Source organism: Caballeronia sp. HLA56, from assembly GCF_054655155.1.
Genome location: NZ_BAAHOB010000002.1, coordinates 447,666 through 465,988, shown reverse-complemented (window position 1 = coordinate 465,988; position 18,323 = coordinate 447,666). Strand labels below are relative to the sequence as shown.

The window sequence follows — 18,323 nt, the reverse complement described above, 5'->3', positions numbered from 1 at the left end:
GCGCATCAGCATGCGCCTTTCAAAACGCCGCGCCCTGCAAGCCGCTTCGCGAACACGTATCCTTGCGGCTTCACACAGGGATCATCCATGTCGACACCAGCATCGTCCGGGCTCGATGGCGCGCGGCGCATCGAGCTCACGCGCGGCCTGATCGCGCTTTTTGCGTTTTGCTGCGGCGCCATCGTCGCGAATCTGTATTACGCGCAGCCGATCACCGAACTCATCGCGCCCGATCTGCACATGAAAGGCGGCACCGCGAGTCTGATCGTCTCGTTGACGCAGATAGGCTATGCGCTCGGCCTCTTCTTCATCGTGCCGCTCGGCGATCTGCTCGAAAACCGAAGGCTCATGATCGTGACCGCGCTCGTTTCCATCGCAAGCTTGACGGCCGCCGCGTTCTCGCACGATCCCGTCTGGTTCCTCTGCATCTCGCTTCTCGTGGGGTTTTCATCCGTCGCGGTGCAGATCCTGATTCCGCTTGCCGCGCATCTCGCGCCCGACGAGTCGCGCGGCAAGGTCGTCGGCACGATCATGAGCGGCTTGCTGCTCGGCATCCTGCTTTCGCGGCCGATTTCCAGTGTGGTCGCGGGCCACTTCGGCTGGCGCGCCATGTTCGGCGCGGCCGCCGTGCTGATGGTCATCGTGACCAGCGTGCTTGCCTTCACCATTCCGCGCCGTCAGCCGAGCCATCAGGCGACTTACTTCGAACTGATCGCCTCGCTCGGCCATCTCGTGCGCACGATGCCCGTGCTGCGTCATCGCTCGCTGTATCAAGGGCTGATGTTCGCTTCGTTCAGTCTCTTCTGGACCGCCATACCCGTCGAGCTCACGCGCGGCTTCGGGTTGACGCAGACGCAGATAGGCTTGTTCGCATTGATCGGCGCGATGGGCGCCACTTCCGCGCCGATCGCCGGCCGCCTCGCCGATGCCGGTCACACCGTGCGCGCCACCTTCATCGCGCTGGCGCTTGCGGCGCTCGCGTATCTTCCGGCGTTGATTCATCCGGCGTGGGGCGTGGGCGCGCTCGTCGTCACGGGCGTGGTGCTCGACTTCGCGGTGCAAATGAACATGGTGCTCGGCCAGCGCGAAATCTACGCGCTGCATGCGACGAGCCGGAACCGGCTGAACGCCGTGTATATGACGAGTATCTTCGTGGGCGGCGCGTGCGGCTCGGCACTGGCGGGCCCGCTATACGAGCACGGCGGCTGGACGCTGGTGGGATGGGTCGCCACGGCATTCCCGCTCGTGGCGTTGGTGCATTACCTCGCGCTCGGCCGACACACCGCCGCGCGCGGTCACTGATCTGGGCTCGCCACTCAGGGCTTCGGAATGCGGATACGGCTGATCATCAACGAGCCGGAGACGGCATAAACGAGCGTCAAGGGATGCAGCGTGAAGCCCGCGAATTCCCACGCGCCGAACCAGAGATTCGCGCCGACCGCGTTGTACCAGCCCGCGATGCCGAGCATCAACACGATGGCAAACGACGTCGGAATGGGCGTGCCTTCGAAGTGCGTGACCTTGCCGCTGCCGGCCGACATTTCCTCGGTGGTCACGTTATAACGCGCGAGCCGCGAGACGCCGCACGCGACGAAATACGCGAGCATCACGCGGTCATAGAGGCCGCGCATGCCGCACGCATAACCGATGACCGCCGGCGCCACGCCGAACGAGATCACGTCGGCGAGCGAGTCGAGCTCCTTCCCCAAGAGCGACGCCTTCTGGCGCCAGCGCGCGATACGGCCATCGAGTACGTCGAAGACGAGCGCGGCGAATACCAACGCGCACGCAAGATAGATATGGAGGACGTCGTTGTCGTCGAGATAGGACATTGACGAGAACAGCGCGCCCGTGCCGCAGACCGCGTTGCCCAGCGTGAACCAGTCGGCCAGATGAAACTCGCGGATCATCGAGAAACGTTTCTTGCCGGTGTTGTTGGTATTCATGGCGAACTCGTGAGGGCGCGACGTCCCTGATGGTTTGAAAAACTGCTCAAGTCTATCATTCAAAGAGGCCATGGCTTGCGCAGAAAGCGTCGGAAATCGAAAGATCTTCGCCGATTATTTTCACTTTGGCCGTTTCACGAAATTTTTTACAGGAACGATTGCACTTCGCCCGAGGCTGGCTATGCTCGATAGCAAGACGCGCGACCGCTCAAACCTGAACGTGAACGTACACGTTGCTTTATAATCCGGCTCGTTTACGTATCCGCGAGTGCATTCACATGACGACGAAGTCCGCGCTTCTGACTATTCGCGACGCCGCCGAGCGCCTTCAGGTCACGCCGCGCACGCTGAAGTATTACGAGGAGCGCGGTCTCGTCACGCCGGACCGCAGCGAAGGACGTTACCGGCTGTACAGCGAACAGGATCTGGAGAAGTTCGCGCGCGTTCTGCGGCTGCGTTCGCTTGGCTTTTCCTTGCAAGGCATTACCGAGATCCTCAAGCGCCCGCTGGAAACGCTCGGCGCGGGACGCACGGGTTTTTCGCCGGATTCGCTGCGCGAGATCGAACAGGCGTTGTCGCAACAAATCGATTCGCTCGATGCGCGGATTGCCAGCGTGCGTCGTGAACTCAAGGAAGCGCAAGCCGTGCGCGGCGAGCTCAACGCGGACCTTGATTACTTGCGGCGGAGAATCGCCGGAGAAAGCAAGGAAGACTTGTTTCAGGAGCGTATGGCCGCGCAGAAAAAGACGAAGCGCGGCAACCAGCCAGGCAGTCAAGAGGTCGATGGCGAATGACCGCAGCACGCTTACCACGCTTACCTGCACCAAAGCTTGGCGCCACCACGCTTCGCGACGTCATGTTTCCGTGGGCCATCGCGCTTGCCACCGGACTCGATTACTTCGACAACTCGATCTTCTCGTTCTTCACGAGCTATATCGCGGGCGGCATCAACTCATCGACCGACGAACTCGTGTGGGCGTCGAGTGCCTACGCGGTTGCGTCCGTGCTTGGCATCCTTCAACAGCAATGGTGGATCGAGCGGCTTGGCAACCGGCGGTATATCGGCGGAAGTCTCTTTCTGTTTGCCGCCGGCGCGATAGCCGCGACACTGTGCGAATCGTCGTTCGAACTGGCGCTCGCGCGCGGCTTTCAAGGCTACTTCATCGGCCCGATGATGAGCGCATGCCGCATCCTCATTCAGATGCGCTTCACGCCGCAGCAACGTCCGCGAGCGACGCGCGCGTTTCTCAACATGATCTTGCTCGGCAGCGCCCTTGCGCCGCTCATCGGCGGATATCTGGTCGCGTCGTTTGGCTGGCGTGCGCTATTCACGAGCACGGCGATAGCGGGAGCCGCGTGCGGCCTCTTCGTGCTGCTGGCCGTGCCGTCGAGCGGGCGCGTGCAACCCGAAGCGCGCGGCGAGGCGCATTTCTGGCCGTACATCATGTTCGCGTTTGCGCAAGGCGCGTTGCAGATCGTCATGCAGCAAGTGCGCTTTCAACTCTTCAGCAGCTCGCCGCTGCTCATCATGCTCACGGCGGCGGGACTTTTTGCGCTCGGCTGGTTCGTGTGGCATCAGTGGCATCATCCGAGGCCGCTCATCCGCTTGCATGCGTTGCGCGAGAAGCCGTTTCGCGTGGGCATCATGTTGTATATCGCGTTCTATTACGTGAACACCACGCTCAGTTTTCTTGTCTCGCGTTTTCTCGAAGGCGGGCTGCACTATCCGGTGGAGAATGCGGGCAGGCTCACAGGCTGCACGTCGCTCGTCGCGCTTGCCGCGGCTTATTTGTACTTTCGCTACTCGGCGCGCGTCGCGCACAAGAAGTGGCTGATCGGCACGGGCTTTCTAATCTCCGCGTTCGTCAGCGTGTGGATGGTGAACATGCCGCCCGATGTCAGCATGCCATGGCTCATCGCGCCGCTCACGCTGCGCGGCATGGTGCTGCTGTTCATCGCGCTGCCGGTGGCGAATATCACGTTCCGCATCTTCGCGATCGAGGAGTTCAACCATGGTTATCGCTTCAAGAACATCGTCAAGCAACTGACGGTGTCGTTTTCCACGGCGACCGTGATCATTCTCGAACAGCATCGCGCGGCCGTGCATCAGACGCGGCTCGTGGAGCGAGTCAACCCATTCGACCCGGTGTTTCAGGAGACGTATGCACGGCTGATAGGCGGCTTCGAGGCCCTGGGACGAAACGCCGCCGATGCAAAAGGACTTGCGCTCGCGGAAATAGGCCGCGCGGTGACGCAGCAAGCGAGCTTTCTGAGTTCGCTGGACGGCTTCTGGTTCGTGATGGGTGTGGCGCTTTGCGGCGCCGCGCTGGCGTTCTGGCAAAAGCAGATCAATTGACGAAGCGCGCGACACTCGCCGCGCGCGCCAACCTTAGCCTTCATGCTTCAACCGATCCCTTCGGCTCATGCATCGGGCAGCCGTTGCGCTCACCACGGAAGCGCGACGACATCTCGTAAGCCGGCTTGCGCGAGCGCATCACGCCGCCCAACGGTCGATGCGCCTCCACCCCATGCCAAGGACTGAACGCCATGCCATCGTCGATAGCGGCCGCGCGGCTATCGCTCCATGAAGTCTGCGGCGCCACGCGAATCCGCGCCACAGTTACGTATGGACTTTCATCTTCCGGCCAGCGCTTCGATGCATCTTCGATCGGCATCTTCTCGATATCCGTTGCAAGCTGCACGCGCACTTCCCATTCGCCGCTATTGGCCGCGAAGAAATCGCTGACGGCTTCGCGCAGGCCGTTGGGTTTATCGTCGAGATCGACGGGTGCATCCGTCAAGGCAGTCAGTTCCGGCGATACCGGCGCCACGCTGATCTTCCCGAAGTACTGACCATAGAGGTGCGGCACGGCCGTATAGAACGTTTCGCCAAGAATATGCGTTTCGGGATGTCCGCCAAGACTCTTGATCGTGCCGCTCTCGCCGCCGAGTTTTTCGATCACCGCTTCCGTGCCGCGCAACACAGCCGAAAGCGCCTGCTTCGTGCCGGGCATTTTGTCGGTGGTCTTGGCGAGCAACTTCAGGTTGCCGAGGAAGGCTTTGGGCGTCGCCGCCGTGAACGCGGGTGCATTGATCATCACCAAGTCTTGCGTGACATCGCCTTCGCTCCCGGGCAAGCGCGCGCCTTCCACGCCGATCACCTTTAACGCGAGGCCGCGCGGTGTCGAGACTTTGTCATCGAGAATATCGCCGGGATTCGTCGACAAACGCAGCACCACCTGATACGTGCCGCCGTGCGCGAAGATGCCTTGTGCGAGCTCAGGCGCCAAGCCATCGACCACTTGCAGCTCTCCGGTTAGAAGCCCGTGACTCTTCGCGTGCACGCTGCGGATTGCGTGACCGCTATCGGCGTAAGTCTTCTCCGTGATGCTACGCATGGCTTCGGCGAGTTGCTGCGTGGTCTCGGCTTCGTCGTCGGGGATTTGTTCGAACGAGGGATCGAAAGGCAACGGTTGATAGGCGCGCGTATCCATTTGAACTCCGGGGACGTTGGTATGTTTGGCTACTCAGCAACGCCCGTACCAACGCGCTAAAGCTCACCCCTCGCGCAGCATTTCGTCCACGGCGCGGATCGCCAGCACGTATCCTTGCACGCCCAGACCGCAGATCACGCCACGCGCCGCAAGCGAGATCAGCGAGTGCCGATACTGCTCGTCACGCCGATGAATATTCGTCACGTGAACCTCGACGAGCGGCTTCGAAATGAGCTTCACGGCGTCGAGCACGGGTATCGACGAGAATGAAAATCCGGCCGGGTTGATGACCACCGATGCGTCCTTCTCAAACGCTTCCTGCAGCCAGTCGACCATCACGCCTTCATGGTTGGTCTGACGAAAATCGCATTGCAGACCGAGTTCGTCGGCGAGCGCTTCGCAACGCAATTGCACTTGCGCGAGCGTCGTCGTGCCATACAAATGCGGCTCGCGCTTGCCAAGCAAATTCAGATTCGAGCCGTTCAAAACATAGACGAGAGGTTTCATATTGTCGATAAGTCAATGAGTGTTCGATTGCATCGGCGCCTGCGTCGTCGCGCCGATCACTTCAGCGGTGGAATCGGTACGGTTCAGGTCGATGCCGAGCGTTTCGGGCGCGGTGAGGATCATCGCGAGCGAGATGACGTTGAAGATCACGCACACCGCCACGACGCCCCACGGCGAACCGTTGCACAGCGCGAAGAGCCAGACCGCGACGACCGGCATCGGGCCGCCCGCGATCAGGTTCGCGCCGGTATAGGCGAGCGCCGAGCCAGAGTAGCGCACGTTGGTCGGAAACGCTTCGGCGAACGCGACCGGTTGTATGCCGCTCTGGAACTGCGTGAAGCCGAGGAAGAAGCCCATCGCGAGGAGCATCGGCAGGAAGCTTTTCGTGTCGAGAATCTGGAAGTAGACGAAAAGCATCAGTAAGGTCGCCGTCGAACCGATTGCCAGCGCCTTCCTTCTTCCGATGCGGTCACTCAGCATGCCGCCCGCCAGCGCGCCCACGATGGCGCAGACATTCGCGCCCATCAGCAGCAAAAAGCCGGTCTGCTTCGGCACGCCGAGCGTCTTCGTCACATAGCTCAGCGAGAACACGACGATCAGATAGAAAATCGCCGCCGGTCCGCAGAAGAAGAGCATCCAGCGCAGCACGGTGCGCCAGTGGAGACGCAGGGCGTCGCGCAAGGGACTGCCGACGTCCGCGACTTCGGTTTTCGACAAGGCGACGAACGCGGGCGTCTCCGCCACGCGCAAGCGGATATACACGCCGACCATCACGAGCACGAAGCTCAGGACGAAGGGAATGCGCCAGCCGTAGGCATCGAAGGATTCGGCCGACATGGCCGATGAAAGCGTCAGCAGCACGCCGTTCGCCATGATCTGCGAGAGCGGCGAGCACAGACCGAGCAGGCCCGAATATTTGCCACGCGCGCCGGCGCTCGCGTGCTCGATCGCCATCAATTGCGCGCCGGTCGATTCGCCGCCGAGCGCAAAGCCTTGCAGGATACGCAGGATCACGAGCAGCGTGGGCGCCCATACGCCGATGCTCGCGTAAGTCGGCAAGAAGCCCATCAGCATGGACGCGAGGCCCATCACGGTGACGGTGCCGAGCATGAGATTGCGGCGGCCGAGCTTGTCGCCGAGATGCCCGCAGATGATCGCGCCGAGCGGCCGCGCCGCGAGCCCGACGCCGAAGGTGGCAAGCGAGGCGAGCAGCGCGGAGGTCGAATCCATCGCGGGGAAAAAGAGCTTGGGCAGCACGGTCGCGGCAAGCGCGCCATACAGGGTGAAGTCGAACCATTCCAGCGCCGTGCCAATGGCGGCGGCGGTGACGGCTCGGGTGCGCATCGACTGGTGCGCGGTTTCTTCTAAGTGCGATTGCATCTTGTCTCCTCTTCGGGCGTGTCTCTGTGTACGTTCTTTCGCTTACCCGGGAATCGTCGTAGCCCGATAAAACGACGTGGCGCACAGATTAACAGCGCCGGGTGGGATACCGTTCCAGTGTGGAATCTCTTCCCGCAATATGCAATCATGCGCGAATCATCGATTCGAACGATAGGTAAAACCCATGCCCGGCGTCACCGAACGAACGCTTGCCGTCCTCGAATTCCTCGCGACGCAAATGGAAGGCACGCCGCTCGCGATGATTTCCGATCAACTCGAAATTCCACGTAGCGCGTGCCATCGGCTGCTGGTCGATCTCAAGCAGTGCGGCTACGTGCGGCAATTGCGCGAACACGGCGACTACGTGCTCACGACCAAGCTCGTCGGGCTCGGCCTCAGCTATCTTGCAACGTCGGGCATCGTCGATATCGCGCAGAGCATGCTCGACCGGCTCGCGGAAAGCTCGGGCGAACTGGTGCGGCTCGCAATCGTCGATGGCGACCGGCTGACGTGGGTCGCGAAGTCACAAGGCGCGCTCAAGGGCCTGCGCTACGACCCGGACATGGGCATGGACACGGTCTTGTCTTGCAGCGCCACCGGCCACGCCTGGATGATGACCATGAGCGACGAACGCGCGCTCGAACTCGTGACGCGGCAAGGCTTCGGCGCGCCGAAGCAATACGGCCCGCGCGCGCCGACCACGGTGACGGGTTTGCTCGAATTCGTGCACGCCGCCCGCATGCGCGGCTACGCGACCATCTACGAAGTCTTCGCGCCCGGCATGACGGCCATGGCGGCGCCCGTGCAGCGGCGTGGTTATCCGGCTATCGGCGTCATCAGCATCGCCGGGCCGGCCGTGCGGCTCACCGAGAAGCGCATGGCCGCGCTTGGCTCGACGCTGCTTGCTGCCGCCGGCGAACTGGCGGCTGCGAGTCTCGCGTCACCGCTTTTCGGGCGCATTCGATAACGTTCGGTCGCGTTCGGCCGCGTGATGCTGCGGGAAATCCCCACGTTTCATTTGCGGCACATTGCATACAATGAATCCCGTTCACTCCCATAACGGGGCCTCGATGGCTGTCATAAGCGCCGCTTTGCATACAATCACGCCTGATACGTCTCGTCCTGGCGATGACGTCTATCTCGCCATCAAGCGCGCGCTTGCCGGCAACGAGTACGGCGCGGGCCAGTATCTGCGCGAGGAACAACTCGCCAAGAGTTTGGGCGTGAGCCGCACGCCGGTGCGCGAAGCGTTGCGAAGACTCGACGCCGAAGGCTGGGTCGAAACGCGTCCGAACTACGGTGTGCGCGTCAAGGCGTGGACCCTGCAGGACGCGCGCGAAATTTTCGAGTCGCGTCTCTTGATCGAGCCGTATCTCGCGGGGCGCGCCGCACTCAAGATCGAGCCTGCCGATATCGAGCGCCTTCGCACGCTGGCGGACGCCATGCTCGCCATTACGCATCGTCCGTCCACGGCCGAATCGTGCGAGGCATGGTTCACCGCGAACGGCGAATTCCACGCCATCGTCACCGCCGCCGCGAACAACGCGCGGCTCGACCGGTCGCTCAAGTCGATGAAGGAAACGCCGCTCATCAAATGGACCTTCGACGCCTACAGCGACGAAGACCGCGAACGCAGCGCGCGTCAGCACTTCGAGATCGTGCTCGCGCTCGAGCAGCGCAATGCGGCGTGGGCGGAAGCCATCACGCGCTGTCACATCATGGCCGCCGAAAAGGCCGTGCTGGACCGCCACGAGCGGGAGAATCTCAGTCCGTAGCGTTGTTGCCCCTTGCACCGTCGATAAAAAACCGTCGCACACGAAAGACATCGGAGACACGACATGCAGCCAAGTACGGTGAACGCCGGTCCGCGTCTGGACCGCCTGCCCATTTCCGGGTTCCACAAGCGCGTGCTCTGGCTGATCGGCGCGGGCATGTTCCTCGATTCCTTCGATATCTATCTCGCGGGCGGCGTACTCGGCGCGCTCTCGAAGACCGGCTGGTCGTCCATGCATCTGAACGCGGCGTTTTTATCGTCGACGTTCATCGGCATGTTGCTCGGCGCGTTCACCGCGGGCGTGCTCGGCGACGCCAAGGGCCGCAAGTTCACTTATCAGTTCAATCTCGCGGTCTTCGGGCTCGCGTCGATTGCGGGCGCGTTTGCCCCGAACATGACCTGGCTCATCGTCTGCCGGTTCTTCATGGGCCTGGGACTTGGCGCGGAGATCGTCGTCGGTTATGGATCGGTCGGCGAATTCATGCCACCCGCCGTGCGCGGCAAATGGTCGGCGTATCTGTCGCTCATCACCAATTCGGCGCTGTTCTTTTCAACCTTCCTCGGCTATTTGATCATTCCGACCATCGGTTGGCGCGCCATGTTCGCTATCGTCGGCGTGGGCGCGATGATCGTCTGGGTCATCCGCAAGAAGATGCCCGAGTCGCCGCGCTGGCTCGAATCGAAAGGCCGTTACGACGAAGCCGAAGCAATCCTGCGCGCCGCCGAGGAAGAGTCGGCGCGCGTGCGTCCCTTGCCGCCGATTGCCGACCTACCGCGCGCCATCACCAAGAAAACCACGCTCATCGAGCTGTTTTCGGGCGCACTGATTCGCCGCACGTTCGTGTCGATCGTCGTGCAGGTCGCGGTGAACATGGTGATCTACGGCTTCATCGTGTGGGTGCCCACGTTCCTGATGAAGCAAGGCATCGGCATGGCTTCGTCGCTCGGATACACCACGCTGATGTCGCTCGGCGGCCCGGCGGGCGCGCTCGTCGGCGTGCTGATCGCGGACAGGATCGGCCGCAAGAACGGTTTGATCGCGGTGGCCGCCCTCGCTGCGGTCATCGGCTGGTTGTACAGCCATTCGACCAGTGTCGAGATGGCGACGCTTCTCGGCTTCATCCTCTTCACGCTGACGTATCTCATGGTCGCGCTCGGCATTGCCACGTATATCCCCGAACTCTTCGCGACCGAAAACCGCATGCGCGCAAATGGCATAGCCGGATGCGCGGGCCGCATCACCGGCATTTTCGCGCCGCAGCTCGTCGTCGTGATGTACGCGACGGGCGGCATCAAGGACGTGTTGTCGATGATCATCGGCGCGTGCGTGGTGATGGCCGTCGTGCTCGCGGTATTCGGCATCGAAACGAACAAGCGCTCGCTCGAAGAGATCGCGCCGACGCTCGATACGGACGCCGACGCCGCGCTGGCGTTATCGCGCGAATCGCATCATTGACTCTGCAACGTCGAACTTCACACAAGGACACGCTATGAACACCACCAGTCAGGCTAAACGGCAGGCATTGAAGGCACGTTTCGCGCAGAAGGAAATCGTGACGGCGCCCGGCATCTTCGACATGATCTCCGCGAAGATGGCCGATTCAATGGGCTTCGATTGTCTCTACATGACGGGCTTCGGCACGGTCGCGTCCTATCTGGGCTTGCCCGATGCGGGACTCGCGACCTACACGGACATGGTGAATCGCGTCGCGGCGTTTTGCGGCGGCACGAACACGCCGATGATCTGCGATGGCGACACCGGCTACGGCGGCTTGCTGAACGTCGCGCATACGGTGCGCGGTTACGAACAGGCGGGCGCGGCGGGCATTCAGCTCGAAGATCAAGAATTCCCGAAAAAGTGCGGCCACACGCCGGGACGCCGCGTGATTCCGCTCGAAGACATGGTGCGCAAGATCAAGGTGGCCGTCGAGAGCCGTACCGATGACGGGTTTCAGATCGTCGCGCGCACGGATGCGCGTACGTCGCTCGGACTCGACGAAGCGTTGCGCCGTGGCGAAGCCTATGCGAAGGCAGGCGCCGATGTATTGTTCATCGAGTCGCCGGAAAGCGTGGAGGAGCTGGAAAAGATCGGCCGCGCCTTCGATATGCCCTTGCTCGTGAACGTAGTGGAAGGCGGACGCACGCCGCAACTCGCGCCCAATGAATTGCAGAAGCTCGGCTTCTCGCTGGCGATTTATCCGGCGTCCGGCTTCCTTACGGTCGCGAAGGCTCTCAAGGATGTGTACGGCCAGATCCTCGCGAAGAAAAGCACCGAAGGCGCGAAGGACGCGATGTATCCGTTCTCGGACATGTGCGAGTTGATGGGCTTCGCGCAAGTGTGGGCGTTCGATCGCGAGCACGCGGATTGATTCGTCCGCGCACTCGAACGCGTCATGCGCCTCATGCGCGCGGCTTGAAGATGCCGTTGAGCTTGTCGCCGGGCGCGGCATCCGCGAAGCCGTCGAAGCGCCCTTCCACGAGGCCCTCCGCCGCGCGCATGACGCCGCCCCAGGCCGCGCGTGCCAGCGCGCCGCCTACGCTCACGCGCCGTACGCCCAGCGCGGCGACATCGGCAAGCGTGAATTCGGATGCCGAGCCAATCAGCAGATTGACGGGCTTCGGCGCGACGGCCGCAACCACCGCCGCAATCTGCTCGCGCGTCTTGATGCCGGGCGCGTAGAGGCAATCGGCGCCGGCTTCGGCGTAGGCCTTCAGACGCGCGATGGCATCGTCGAGGTCCGGTTTGCCCGCGAAAAAATTCTCGGCGCGGCCAATCAGCAACGTGTCGCCGCCGTTCTCGTCGATGGCGCGGCGTGCGGCCTTCATGCGCTCCACCGCGACATCGATGGCGAACAAAGGCGCGGATTCATCGCCGGTGGAATCTTCGATCGATAGTCCCGCCACGCCGGTCGCTATCGCCAGCTTCACGCTCGCTGCAATCTCTTGCGGCGTCTTGCCAAAGCCGCTTTCGAAGTCCGCGTTGACCGGAAGGTCGGTGGCATCGACCAGTTCCTTCAGATGCGCGAGAACGGCGTCGCGCTCGACCGTGTTGTCGGCGTGACCCTTGGACCAGGCAAAGCCGGAACTCGTCGTTGCGATAGCCTTGAAGCCCAGTGTTTCGAGGTATCGCGCGCTGCCAATGTCCCATGGATTGGGCAAGACGAAGCAGCCGGAATCATGAAGTTCGCGGAAGGCCGAGCGTTTTTCGGCGACGGTGCGAGGCATGAGCGTGTCTCCCTGGTTGGTCGCCCATGATCTTGCGGTTGGGGATGAAGCGCAAGGGCAAGGCCCAAGCAATGCGCTCGCTTCTTGCGCAACCGCTACGCGATCTGGCCTTCGGCCGAACCGCCCGCGGCTCTGACGGCGAGCGCGTCGCCGACATCTTCCATATCGGCCAGGGAATCGCTCGCATCCGCCAGGCCGAGATTGCGTCGCCAACTCGCCGGCGGCGTGCCGAACTCGCGCTTGAACGCGCGATTGAACGCCGCCTCGGATTCATAACCCACTTGCTCGGCGACGGCCGCAAGCGAGCTGGTCCCGTTGCGCAATTCCTGCGCGGCAATCTGCAGACGCCAGCGCGCAAGATATTGCATAGGCGGCTGGCCGAGCAGTTGGGTGAAGCGCTGCGCCAGCGCGGAACGCGAGAGGCCTGCCTTGCGCGCGAGTTCATCGACGGTCCAGCCGTGTGCCGGCTGCGCGTGCAGCAACGCGAGCGCGCGTCCCACGAAACGATCGCTTACGCCCGCGAGCCAGCCTTTGCGATCGTCCGGCAATGCGTCGATGCAGCGCCGCACCGCTTCCACGAAAAGCAATTCCGACAATCGCGCCAGCACGATCGCGCTGCCGACGCGACATTCGGCGGCCTCGACAGCCGCGAGTTTGAGCGATGTTTCGAGCCACGCCGATTGCGGGTCGTTGCGCATGTCGACCTTGAACAAGCGTGGCAGTGCCGCGAGCACGGGATTGGTCAGGGTATCGTCGCAAGCGAGAAAGCCGCAGATCAGGCGCGTGTGCGCGCCGCCTCCGCCATAACTCAGCTTCATCACTTCGCCCGGCGACGTTTCCAGATACTTCGAAAGCATGGCGCTTGCCGACGCGGGCGTGAGTTCGAGCGAACTGCCCATCAGATGCGCTTCGCCTTGAGGCACGACAAGCAATTCACCCGCGCTCACGTGAATGGCGGAAGCGGGGTCGCCTGTAAGCGAGGCCCAGCAACTGCCTTCCGTGATGAGGTGATACGAGACGATGCGCTCGGTGCGCGGCAAAAACGTCGCGCACAAGTCGGGCGTGGCGTGGCCGAAGACGCACCAGGGCGCTGTGAATTCGCCATTTAGATAAACCGCCCCGCCGAGACGCACGAGGCGAAGCACGTCGGAAAGCGCATCCATGTAGGCGCCCATCAGTTTCGGCGTCCTGCGCAAAATATCTGGACGCGTGGTCATTCCATAAGCCGGCTCGCGTGCTGATACTAGCACTCATGCGACCTTGCAACAACGAACGCGAAACGGTTCGTCGGACGAGACGCGCATCCACGAAACAGGAGGACGGCATGAGTCAGGCAGAGGAATATCGCGGTCAATGTTTTTGCGGTGCAGTGCAATTCACGGTACATGGAAAACCAGAAGGCATGGGCTACTGCCATTGCGCGTCGTGCCGAAGCTGGTCGGCAAGTCCGCTCAACGCATTCACGCTCTGGAAGCCCGAGGCATTGGAACTGACGCGCGGCGCGGATGATATCGGCACTTACAACAAGACCGAGAACAGCTATCGCAAATGGTGCAGGAACTGCGGCGGTCATCTCTTCACGGAACATCCGGGGCTCGGGCTCGTCGATGTCTTCGCCGCCAACCTGACGGACTTTCCCTACGAAGCCGGTGTGCACGTCAATTACGCCGAAACGGTGTTGCGCATGAAAGACGGCTTGCCCAAACTGAAGGACTTTCCAGCCGAATTGGGCGGCTCGGGCGTGAGCGTGGCCGAATGATCGCTAGATTGCCCGTTGCCGCGCGGGCAGTCTCGATTGCGATATCGCGGCGCCATCGGAACAGCAGCACATCATGCATGTCGCATCGCTGCCCTTGCCTTTTCAGGAGTTCGTCATGACCGCAGCCGATCCCGCTTTCTCGCCCGCCGCCGACCTCGCCGCCGTCAAGGTTCGTCAACAAGCCGCCTGGTCGACGGGCAACTACGCCGTCGTCGGCACCACGCTGCAGATCGTCGGCGAGAATCTTTGCGAAGCGCTCGACTTGCGCGCGGGCAGCCGCGTGCTCGACGTCGCCGCCGGCAACGGCAACGCGACCCTCGCCGCCGCGCGCCGCTGGTGCGATGTCACGTCGACCGATTACGTCGCCGCGCTGCTCGATGCAGGCCGCGCCCGCGCCACGGCTGAAGGGCTCGCCGTGCAGTTTCAGGAAGCGGACGCGGAAGCGCTGCCCTACGCCGACGCATCGTTCGATATCGTGATGTCCACGTTCGGCGTAATGTTCACGCCCGATCAAGCCAAGGCGGCCCGCGAACTTGCGCGCGTGTGCAAACCAGGCGGCAAGATCGGGCTCGCGAACTGGACGCCGGAGAGTTTCATCGGACAAGTGTTCAAGACGATCGGCAAATACATTGCGCCGCCAGCCGGCGTGATGTCGCCTGCGCTCTGGGGCACGAAGGCGCGGCTCGACGCGCTGTTCGACGGCAGCGCGCAGGAAATCGTCGCGACGAGTCGTGATTTCACGTTTCGGTATCGCTCGGCCGCGCATTTCATGGACGTGTTCCGCACGTATTACGGGCCGATGAACAAGGCTATCGGCGCACTCGAAGGCGAGCGTCAGGCGGCGTTTCTAGGTGAGATGATGGCGCTAATCGAGAGCCGCAATCGTTCGGGCGACGCGACGCTCGTGCTGCCAAGCGAGTATCTCGAAGTCGTGGTGACGCGGCTGTGAAAGGCTCGAAACGCCGCCGGCTTTTCGACTGCGGCTCGCGCCTGTGGTCGTCCGTCTGCCTGTTCGGCCTTCGATACGGCCCCGTGCTTCTGGCGCTGCCGCTCTGCTCGTCGGTATGTTTCTTCGGATGGCGGTTCGCGTTGTCGACTTTAGGGCTGGGCGTTTAGACCTGTTTCGCCGCGCTCGCGTGCGCGGCGAAACAGGTGCGGTCATCGTGTGTTATTCCGTCAGGTGCTACCCTGCGAGGCGCGAATGCCGCAAAGGGCCCGATATCCATGAGACAGGCGATCACCATCAGAACCGTTGCGAGCGCGCTCTTGCTGCTGCTCGCTTCGCTTCACGCGTTCGCTCAATCCTCGCGTCCGTCCGATGCGCAGATGCTCGGCATTCTGCTCGTTGCGAATCAGGCCGAGATTGCGACCGGTCAGCTTGCGTTGCGCCGGACGCAATCACGCAGCGTGCAGAGCTTCGCGAGCCGGATGGTCTCGGAACACGGACAGGTCTATCAGGAAGGCTTGGCGCTGTTGCAAAGACTCGGCGCAGAGGCGCAGCCAAGCGGCGTAAGCGACGACCTGACACGACAAACGCGCGATGACCTGCAAACCCTCGACAACGCCGATGCCCGCGATTTCGACCTTACTTATCTGAACCGCGAAGTCTTCTTCCTGCAACAGCTCGTGAAGTCCGTGGATGGCTTCATCCGTTCGACTGCGAGCGCCGATCTCAAGACGTTGCTCGTGCGCTCGCGTCCGTCCTTCATTCTGCAACTGGATCAGGCGCACAGGCTGCAACTGGCGCTCGATCGTCCGGGCTTTTCGCATTGACAAAAAAACGCGGCGGCCCGGAAAGGCCACCGCGTTCGTCGAACACGCTTTGCAGCGATTACTTCAGGTCGAAGCGGTCTGCATTCATCACCTTCGTCCACGCCGCCACGAAGTCGCGCACGAACTTCTCCTTGCCGTCTTCGCTTGCATAGACTTCGGCGAGCGCGCGCAGTTGCGCATGCGAACCGAAGATCAGGTCGACGCGCGTTCCCGTCCACTTCACCGCGCCGGTCTTGCGATCGGCGCCTTCGAACGCGTCACGCGCTTCCGTGATCGGCGTCCACTCCGTTTCCATATCGAGCAAGTTGCGGAAGAAGTCGTTGGTCAGCGTCTCCGGCTTGTCCGTGAACACGCCGTGCGTCTCGGTCCCGGCGCGCACGTTCAAGACGCGCAAGCCACCGACGAGCGCGGTCATTTCAGGCGCGGTCAGGTTCAGCAACTGCGCCTTGTCGATCAGCAACGCTTCCGCCGGCACGCCGTACTTCTGCTTGAGATAGTTGCGAAAGCCATCGGCGGCGGGTTCGAGCATGCCGACCGATTCCGGGTCCGTCTGATCCTGCGACGCATCCATGCGGCCCGGCTTGAACGGCACGCTCACCTTGTGCCCCGCCTTGTCCGCGGCCTGCTCGATACCCACGCCGCCCGCAAGCACGATCAGATCGGCAATCGACACTTTCTTGCCGCCCGACTGCGCGCCGTTGAACTCGCCCTGAATGCCTTCGAGCGCCTTCAGCACCTTCGCCAATTGCGCCGGCTGATTGACTGCCCAGTCTTTTTGCGGCGCGAGACGAATACGCGCACCGTTCGCGCCGCCGCGCTTGTCCGAGCCACGGAACGTCGAAGCCGATGCCCATGCGGTCGTCACCAGTTCCCCGACCGATAACCCTGCCGACGCGATTTTCTGCTTCAACGCGGCCACATCCTGCTCGTCGATCACGGGATGATCGAGCGCGGGAATCGGGTCCTGCCAGACGAACTCTTCCTGCGGCACTTCCGGCCCGAGATAGCGCGCACGCGGTCCCATGTCGCGGTGCGTGAGCTTGAACCACGCCTGCGCGAAGGCATCGGCGAACTCTTGCGGGTTGTCCTTGAAGCGGCGCGAGATCTTCTCGTAAGCCGGATCGAAGCGCAGCGACAAGTCCGTGGTCAGCATGGTCGGCCGCAGCTTCTTCGACGCATCGTGCGCGTGCGGAATCGTCTCCGCCGAATCTTTGGCGATCCACTGATTCGCGCCCGCCGGGCTCTTGGTGAGTTCCCATTCGTGGCCGAAAAGGTTCTCGAAGAAGCCGTTGCCCCATTGCGTCGGCGTCGAGGTCCAGGTGACTTCGAGACCGCTCGTGATGGTGTCCGCGCCACGGCCCGTGCCGAACGTGCTGTTCCAGCCGAGGCCCATGGTTTCAAGTTCGGCGCCTTCCGGCTCCGCGCCCACGTTATCCGACGGACCCGCGCCGTGCGTCTTTCCGAAGGTGTGGCCACCCGCGATCAGCGCGACGGTTTCTTCGTCGTTCATGGCCATGCGGCCGAAGGTATCGCGAATATCGTGCGCTGCCGCAAGCGGATCGGGGTTGCCATCCGGGCCTTCCGGGTTGACGTAGATCAGGCCCATCTGTACCGCGCCAAGCGGATTTTCCAGATCGCGCCCGCCATCCGTGCGGCTCTGTTCGATGCCGTGCATTTGCGCATCGGCGGTGATCACGCCTTCATCGTCGTCCTTGCCGGCCGCCCCCTTGCCGTAGCGGACATCGCCGCCGAGCCAGGTTTTTTCATTGCCCCAGTAGACGTCCTGGTCCGGCTCCCACGTATCTTCGCGACCGCCCGCGAAACCGAGCGTCTTGAAGCCCATGGTTTCGAGCGCGACGTTGCCGGTGAGAATCAGCAGGTCAGCCCACGAGATTTTCTGACCGTATTTCTGCTTGATCGGCCAAAGAAGGCGTCGTGCCTTGTCGAGACTGACATTGTCCGGCCAGCTATTGAGCGGCGCGAAACGTTGCTGACCGCGCCCGCCGCCTCCGCGTCCATCGCCGGTGCGATACGTGCCCGCGCTATGCCATGCCATGCGGATGAAAAGCGGACCGTAGTGGCCGAAGTCGGCGGGCCACCACTCCTGCGAGTCGGTCATGAGCGCGGCGAGATCTTGCTTGACTGCCGCGAGATCGAGACTCTTGAAAGCTTCCGCGTAATTGAAGTTGCTGTCGAGCGGATTGGACTTGTTCGAATGCTGACTGAGCAGGTCCACGCGCAACTGTTTTGGCCACCAGTCACGGTTCGTCGTGCCACCGCCAGCGGTGTGATTGAACGGACACTTCGATTCGTTTGACATGCGTTACCTCCTTGGGGGACTTGCCTCTGCTTGCTTGTTTTACATGGCGCCGACGCGTGGTCCCGTGTGGACGAAGAAAGCGCCGGCTGTGTCGATGGGTCCGACCTTGGATTCAGGTTGCCGCCGATCATTCGTTGGCGTCACG

The 18,323-nt window shown here is 62.4% G+C and carries 17 protein-coding genes; 10 read left to right on the top strand and 7 right to left on the bottom strand.

What is annotated here, in order from left to right; all coding sequences use genetic code 11:
• The first annotated feature begins 87 nt into the window (after nucleotides 1-87).
• Nucleotides 88-1,302, top strand: a complete 1,215-nt coding sequence (locus ACYQ47_RS08555) for an MFS transporter (RefSeq protein ID WP_244830986.1) — start codon at nucleotides 88-90, stop codon at nucleotides 1,300-1,302.
• Between the two features lie 14 nt (nucleotides 1,303-1,316).
• On the opposite strand, the gene pssA is transcribed toward ACYQ47_RS08555, so the two are convergent.
• Nucleotides 1,317-1,946, bottom strand: a complete 630-nt coding sequence (pssA, locus tag ACYQ47_RS08550; RefSeq protein ID WP_244830987.1) for a CDP-diacylglycerol--serine O-phosphatidyltransferase — start codon at nucleotides 1,944-1,946, stop codon at nucleotides 1,317-1,319.
• A gap of 278 nt (nucleotides 1,947-2,224) precedes the next feature.
• Here pssA and ACYQ47_RS08545 point away from each other — a divergent pair, with 278 nt between their 5' ends.
• Nucleotides 2,225-2,740, top strand: coding sequence for a MerR family transcriptional regulator (locus tag ACYQ47_RS08545; RefSeq protein ID WP_459905088.1), 516 nt, complete (start codon nucleotides 2,225-2,227; stop codon nucleotides 2,738-2,740).
• A complete protein-coding gene (locus tag ACYQ47_RS08540; RefSeq protein ID WP_404989383.1) occupies nucleotides 2,737-4,302 on the top strand; it encodes an MFS transporter in 1,566 nt (521 codons plus the stop codon). The genes ACYQ47_RS08545 and ACYQ47_RS08540 overlap by 4 nt, the downstream gene beginning before the upstream one ends.
• A gap of 40 nt (nucleotides 4,303-4,342) precedes the next feature.
• On the opposite strand, the gene ACYQ47_RS08535 is transcribed toward ACYQ47_RS08540, so the two are convergent.
• The 3 genes from ACYQ47_RS08535 to ACYQ47_RS08525 all read right to left on the bottom strand — a co-directional run bounded on the left by ACYQ47_RS08535 (nucleotide 4,343) and on the right by ACYQ47_RS08525 (nucleotide 7,327).
• Nucleotides 4,343-5,440, bottom strand: coding sequence for a catalase family protein (locus ACYQ47_RS08535; protein WP_309846778.1), 1,098 nt, complete (start codon nucleotides 5,438-5,440; stop codon nucleotides 4,343-4,345).
• Between the two features lie 63 nt (nucleotides 5,441-5,503).
• The gene (locus ACYQ47_RS08530) at nucleotides 5,504-5,947 is read right to left on the bottom strand and encodes a type II 3-dehydroquinate dehydratase (protein WP_459905087.1); all 444 of its coding nucleotides are present in this window, start codon (nucleotides 5,945-5,947) and stop codon (nucleotides 5,504-5,506) included.
• A gap of 12 nt (nucleotides 5,948-5,959) precedes the next feature.
• Nucleotides 5,960-7,327 (bottom strand): MFS transporter, encoded by a 1,368-nt coding sequence (locus ACYQ47_RS08525; RefSeq protein WP_309846773.1) that lies wholly within the window; start codon nucleotides 7,325-7,327, stop codon nucleotides 5,960-5,962.
• Nucleotides 7,328-7,511: 184 nt separating this feature from the next.
• On the opposite strand from ACYQ47_RS08525, the gene ACYQ47_RS08520 reads away from it, so the two are divergent.
• From ACYQ47_RS08520 to ACYQ47_RS08505, 4 genes are all read left to right on the top strand, one after another.
• Nucleotides 7,512-8,294 (top strand): IclR family transcriptional regulator, encoded by a 783-nt coding sequence (locus ACYQ47_RS08520; protein ID WP_250510930.1) that lies wholly within the window; start codon nucleotides 7,512-7,514, stop codon nucleotides 8,292-8,294.
• A 103-nt stretch (nucleotides 8,295-8,397) separates the two neighbouring features.
• Nucleotides 8,398-9,102, top strand: a complete 705-nt coding sequence (locus ACYQ47_RS08515) for a GntR family transcriptional regulator (protein ID WP_459905084.1) — start codon at nucleotides 8,398-8,400, stop codon at nucleotides 9,100-9,102.
• Between the two features lie 63 nt (nucleotides 9,103-9,165).
• The gene (locus tag ACYQ47_RS08510) at nucleotides 9,166-10,557 is read left to right on the top strand and encodes an MFS transporter (RefSeq protein WP_250494440.1); all 1,392 of its coding nucleotides are present in this window, start codon (nucleotides 9,166-9,168) and stop codon (nucleotides 10,555-10,557) included.
• 34 nt (nucleotides 10,558-10,591) lie between these two features.
• On the top strand, nucleotides 10,592-11,470 hold the full coding sequence (locus tag ACYQ47_RS08505; protein ID WP_459905083.1) for an isocitrate lyase/PEP mutase family protein: 879 nt from the start codon (nucleotides 10,592-10,594) through the stop codon (nucleotides 11,468-11,470).
• A gap of 31 nt (nucleotides 11,471-11,501) precedes the next feature.
• Here the strand turns inward: ACYQ47_RS08505 and ACYQ47_RS08500 are convergent, their stop codons facing one another.
• Together ACYQ47_RS08500 and ACYQ47_RS08495 are read right to left on the bottom strand one after the other, a co-directional pair.
• The gene (locus ACYQ47_RS08500) at nucleotides 11,502-12,326 is read right to left on the bottom strand and encodes an isocitrate lyase/PEP mutase family protein (RefSeq protein ID WP_459905082.1); all 825 of its coding nucleotides are present in this window, start codon (nucleotides 12,324-12,326) and stop codon (nucleotides 11,502-11,504) included.
• A 95-nt stretch (nucleotides 12,327-12,421) separates the two neighbouring features.
• The gene (locus ACYQ47_RS08495) at nucleotides 12,422-13,489 is read right to left on the bottom strand and encodes an AraC family transcriptional regulator (RefSeq protein ID WP_250469503.1); all 1,068 of its coding nucleotides are present in this window, start codon (nucleotides 13,487-13,489) and stop codon (nucleotides 12,422-12,424) included.
• Between the two features lie 161 nt (nucleotides 13,490-13,650).
• Between ACYQ47_RS08495 and ACYQ47_RS08490 the strand changes: the two genes are divergently transcribed.
• The 3 genes from ACYQ47_RS08490 (at nucleotide 13,651) to ACYQ47_RS08480 (ending at nucleotide 15,858) form a co-directional block, all read left to right on the top strand.
• On the top strand, nucleotides 13,651-14,085 hold the full coding sequence (locus ACYQ47_RS08490) for a GFA family protein (protein ID WP_459905081.1): 435 nt from the start codon (nucleotides 13,651-13,653) through the stop codon (nucleotides 14,083-14,085).
• Nucleotides 14,086-14,200: 115 nt separating this feature from the next.
• The gene (locus ACYQ47_RS08485; RefSeq protein ID WP_250510928.1) at nucleotides 14,201-15,034 is read left to right on the top strand and encodes a class I SAM-dependent methyltransferase; all 834 of its coding nucleotides are present in this window, start codon (nucleotides 14,201-14,203) and stop codon (nucleotides 15,032-15,034) included.
• A 275-nt stretch (nucleotides 15,035-15,309) separates the two neighbouring features.
• Complete coding sequence (locus tag ACYQ47_RS08480; protein WP_250510927.1) at nucleotides 15,310-15,858, top strand: DUF4142 domain-containing protein; 549 nt, start codon at nucleotides 15,310-15,312, stop codon at nucleotides 15,856-15,858.
• A 58-nt stretch (nucleotides 15,859-15,916) separates the two neighbouring features.
• Here ACYQ47_RS08480 and katG read toward each other — a convergent pair whose 3' ends face one another.
• The gene (gene katG / locus ACYQ47_RS08475) at nucleotides 15,917-18,178 is read right to left on the bottom strand and encodes a catalase/peroxidase HPI (protein WP_309958229.1); all 2,262 of its coding nucleotides are present in this window, start codon (nucleotides 18,176-18,178) and stop codon (nucleotides 15,917-15,919) included.
• Between the last annotated feature and the right edge of the window lie 145 nt (nucleotides 18,179-18,323).